This is a genomic window from Streptomyces sp. SID11385 (assembly GCF_010548245.1).
GTDB lineage: Bacteria > Actinomycetota > Actinomycetes > Streptomycetales > Streptomycetaceae > Streptomyces.
Genome location: NZ_JAAGLR010000885.1, coordinates 1 through 3083 on the forward strand (window position 1 = coordinate 1; position 3083 = coordinate 3083).

The following is a 3083-nucleotide window of genomic DNA, read 5'->3' on the forward strand; positions in this document are numbered from 1 at the left end:
CCGGTGGCCGGCATCGGGCGCCCCTGCGCCGGGCCCGGCGGCCTCGCGGACACTCTCACCGAGGCCCGCCAGGCCGCCCAGCTCGCCCTCACCCGGGAGTCCCGGCCCGCGGTCGAGCACGCCGACGAACTGGGCGTCGCGCGCCTGCTCGCCACGTGGCAGCAGTCCGAGGTGACCCGCGCGTTCGCGGAGACCGCGCTGGCCCCGCTGCGCGCCCCCGAGCACGCCCACCTCCTCACGACCCTGCGGGTGTTCCTGGAGCAGGGCGGCTCCGCCGCGGCGACCGCCCGCGCCCTCGGCCTCCACCGCAACACCGTCGCCACCCGGCTGCACCAGATCCGCGAACGCCTCCCCCTCGACCTCGACGACCCCACCCGCCGCCTCGCCCTCCACATGGCCTGCCGCACCCTCACCCGCTGAGCCCCGCCCCTCCCCGAAGATCGTTTCCCACTGATGGGGCGGCACTCGATATCCAGTGGAGTCAGGGGGCTGCGCGAGGCAGAGTGAGGCGGTGAGTGAACTGTGGCCACGCACCCTGACGTGGGCAGATGTGGACCCGGCTCGACATCCGTTCGAGATGGACGACGACGGGGCGGAGGAGCTGGGGAGCCTTGTCGCGCCCCTGCTTCCCTGCGCTGAAGTCGCTCGCGAGGGTCCCTGGCCTTCGCTGGACCCCGTCACCGAGTTCCTGGCGGGCCGGTACGGCCGATGGGCCTGCGGATGGAACTGGTCGGTCGGCGAGGGCGACGTCGACGGAGGCGTCGTCCAGGTCTGGTGCTGTTCATCCGACTCCGTGGCGACCCCGGATGCGACTGCCCCGCTGGTCGTCGAGGCCCTTCAGGAATGGCGTGGCTGGCTGGAGGACCTGGCGGAGCGGTTCGCGGCCCTGGCCCCGCCGGAGAACACCGCGGTTTCTTCGGCGGGCCTCTGGTACTGGGAGCGGGCGTGCACGCGCCTGGTCACCGTGGTGGCCGACCGCACCCAGGCCGAGAGCGGCTGGTACGGGCATTGCATGCAAGTTCTCCGTTGGTTTCTCGCCCGCAACGGCATCGACGAGGGCCAGGCCGAGGAGATCGTGGAGAACGCGGTCGGCGGCCGGTTCGGCAGTTGGATCGCACCTGACGTCTCGGTGATCGACGCGGTGAGTTCGCGGCTCGCCAGAGGCGTGGGCGGCATCGGATGACTTCCGCGCCCGGCCCACCGACGGACAGCCTTGCCGACTGGCTCCTCATCCGGCCGGAGATCTCCTGGCCGTCCTGGCGCGGCCCACGCCTCGCCTCGGAGGCGCCGGGCCACGACGGCTTCCGGAATTTCTTCCTGGCGACGCGAGGCGGACGTGACAGCGTGGGAACCGCACGGGTCCTGACCGCCCTCGGCCTGGCCTTCGCCGACGCGGAGCAGCGCAGGCCACTGACCTTCGCCCTCATGGCGAAGTGGCAGCGGATCGTACTGGGCCACGACCTCGTCGGTTTCCGCACGATGCCGGCCTTCGCGAAGGACGGACGGGAGCGCTACGGTCTGGCACCCGATACGCCCGCGCGATTCGAGTGCTGTCTGTCCGAGAGCGCTCAACCGGATCTTCCTCTCCCCTCACGCGCTGCCCGGACCTACCTGGACACTCTCTTCTTCCATCCGTTCGCGGACGGCAACGCGCGTGCGGCCATGCTGGCGTTGGCCTTCGTCCTGGCGCGGGAAGGCGCCCCCCTCGACGAGGTTCAACCATTGCAGACCACCCGCTGGGCCGACGACGCCGAGGGCGCGGCCGACCTGGCGCTGTTGCTCGGAATCCTGATCACCGCTGCGAAGCGGCGTCAGTCCGGCGGGAGGCGGAGGCGGACATGAACGAACACTGACGACCGGCTGCGGTCGCGGTGGTCGCTGCACTTAGCCGCTGTACGACCGGGGTCCGGTGGGGGCTTCTCAGGACGCCGCTCGCGCGCCACGCTCGTACGGCCACCCCGCGGGCGTTGACCGGCACCGTACGCCCGTGTTGCTGTCAGCCGACACAGACATCCTTCACAGACCGGTCCGCTCGGCCGTCACGAGGTAGCCGGTGAAGTCGACGTGTGGGCGCGTCTCCGCCCATCCGTCCGCTTCTCGGACCGGTACCCATTCGGTGGTGCCTGGTACCGGTTGCCGCACGTTCGATGTGCTGCCGGAAGGGACTTCGTACCGGCAGTGCACTTCTGTGATGGTCAGGACCCGCAACCGCGTCGGCGCGTGCTCCCCTTCCCCGCCGTGGTGCTCCTCGCTGAAGTCGATCTCAGCGGCACGTTCGCTGCCCACGAGGTCGGCGTAATCCTCGGAATCGACCTCCCGCAGGTGCCACGAGACGACATCCCCCGGCGTGAACTTCTCCCCGCAGCACTGGATCTGCCAGTCATCGACCCAAATCGTCAACGTCATGCCGTCATTGTCCGCAGCGCGTCCCGCGCTCACCAGGGGTTTTGCTCGTGGGCGAAAACCAAGCACCTGGAACGGCAGCCGCAGCGGTTGCCGCACTTCGCTGCGGTACGACAGCAGAAAGCCCCTCCCGAGTGAACCCGGGAGGGGCTTTGAGCTGCTGTGGACCTGAGGGGATTCGAACCCCTGACCCCCTCGATGCGAACGAGGTGCGCTACCGGACTGCGCCACAGGCCCTTGCGACGAGTGAAACTCTAGCACCCCCGAAGGGGTGCTCGGTAATCCGTTCCGCACAGGTCAGGGCCCCCGGCGCGGCCGGTGGCTCACTCGCCCGCCGCGCGGCGCGGGGGCTTCTCCTCGTACTGGTCGAAGAGGGGGGTGGTGCGGCGGCGCCCTCGGGTGCGGCGCGAGGGGCGGGACTCGACGGGCTGCTCGGGCTCGGGCCGCTGGGTGGGTTCGGCGGGGGTGGAGCGGGCCGAGGACCAGACATCGGGGGCGCCCAGGTCGACGTCCTGGGTCGCGCGCGGGGCGACGGGCGCGGTCACGTACGTCGGCAGCGGTACGGGCACCGGGTCCCAGCCCGCGCCGCGCGGCTCCCTGCCGGGGGCGCGCTGCTGGTCGACCCACTCCGCGTGGTCGGTCTGCTCCACCAGGGCGCGGCGGCCCGCGGCGAGCGCGGA

At 71.3% G+C, this 3083-nt stretch carries 5 protein-coding genes and 1 tRNA gene; 3 read left to right on the forward strand and 3 right to left on the reverse strand.

Features of this window, described 5'->3' with window-relative positions:
* The 3 genes from G3I42_RS27110 to G3I42_RS27120 all read left to right on the forward strand — a co-directional run.
* A partial coding sequence (locus G3I42_RS27110; protein WP_203607398.1) for a helix-turn-helix domain-containing protein occupies nt 1-420 on the forward strand: 420 nt, incomplete at its 5' end.
* 91 nt (nt 421-511) lie between these two features.
* Nucleotides 512-1183, forward strand: a complete 672-nt coding sequence (locus G3I42_RS27115; RefSeq protein ID WP_343244681.1) for a hypothetical protein — start codon at nt 512-514, stop codon at nt 1181-1183.
* Entirely contained in the window at nt 1180-1842 is a 663-nt protein-coding gene (locus G3I42_RS27120; RefSeq protein ID WP_239096703.1) for a Fic family protein, read from the forward strand. Before G3I42_RS27115 ends, G3I42_RS27120 begins: the two co-directional genes overlap by 4 nt.
* A gap of 174 nt (nt 1843-2016) precedes the next feature.
* On the opposite strand, the gene G3I42_RS27125 is transcribed toward G3I42_RS27120, so the two are convergent.
* The 3 genes from G3I42_RS27125 to G3I42_RS27135 all read right to left on the reverse strand — a co-directional run.
* The gene (locus tag G3I42_RS27125) at nt 2017-2406 is read right to left on the reverse strand and encodes a DUF6578 domain-containing protein (RefSeq protein WP_164290236.1); all 390 of its coding nucleotides are present in this window, start codon (nt 2404-2406) and stop codon (nt 2017-2019) included.
* 160 nt (nt 2407-2566) lie between these two features.
* A tRNA-Ala gene (locus G3I42_RS27130) sits at nt 2567-2640 on the reverse strand.
* 86 nt (nt 2641-2726) lie between these two features.
* The coding region (locus tag G3I42_RS27135) for a hypothetical protein (protein ID WP_239096704.1) at nt 2727-3083 on the reverse strand (357 nt) is incomplete at its 5' end.

Bases quoted from the DNA above. Each gene is read 5' to 3' on its own strand.
- G3I42_RS27125 (WP_164290236.1), bottom strand. From the start codon at position 2,406: ATGACGTTGACGATTTGGGTCGATGACTGGCAGATCCAGTGCTGCGGG.
- G3I42_RS27120 (WP_239096703.1), top strand. From the start codon at position 1,180: ATGACTTCCGCGCCCGGCCCACCGACGGACAGCCTTGCCGACTGGCTC.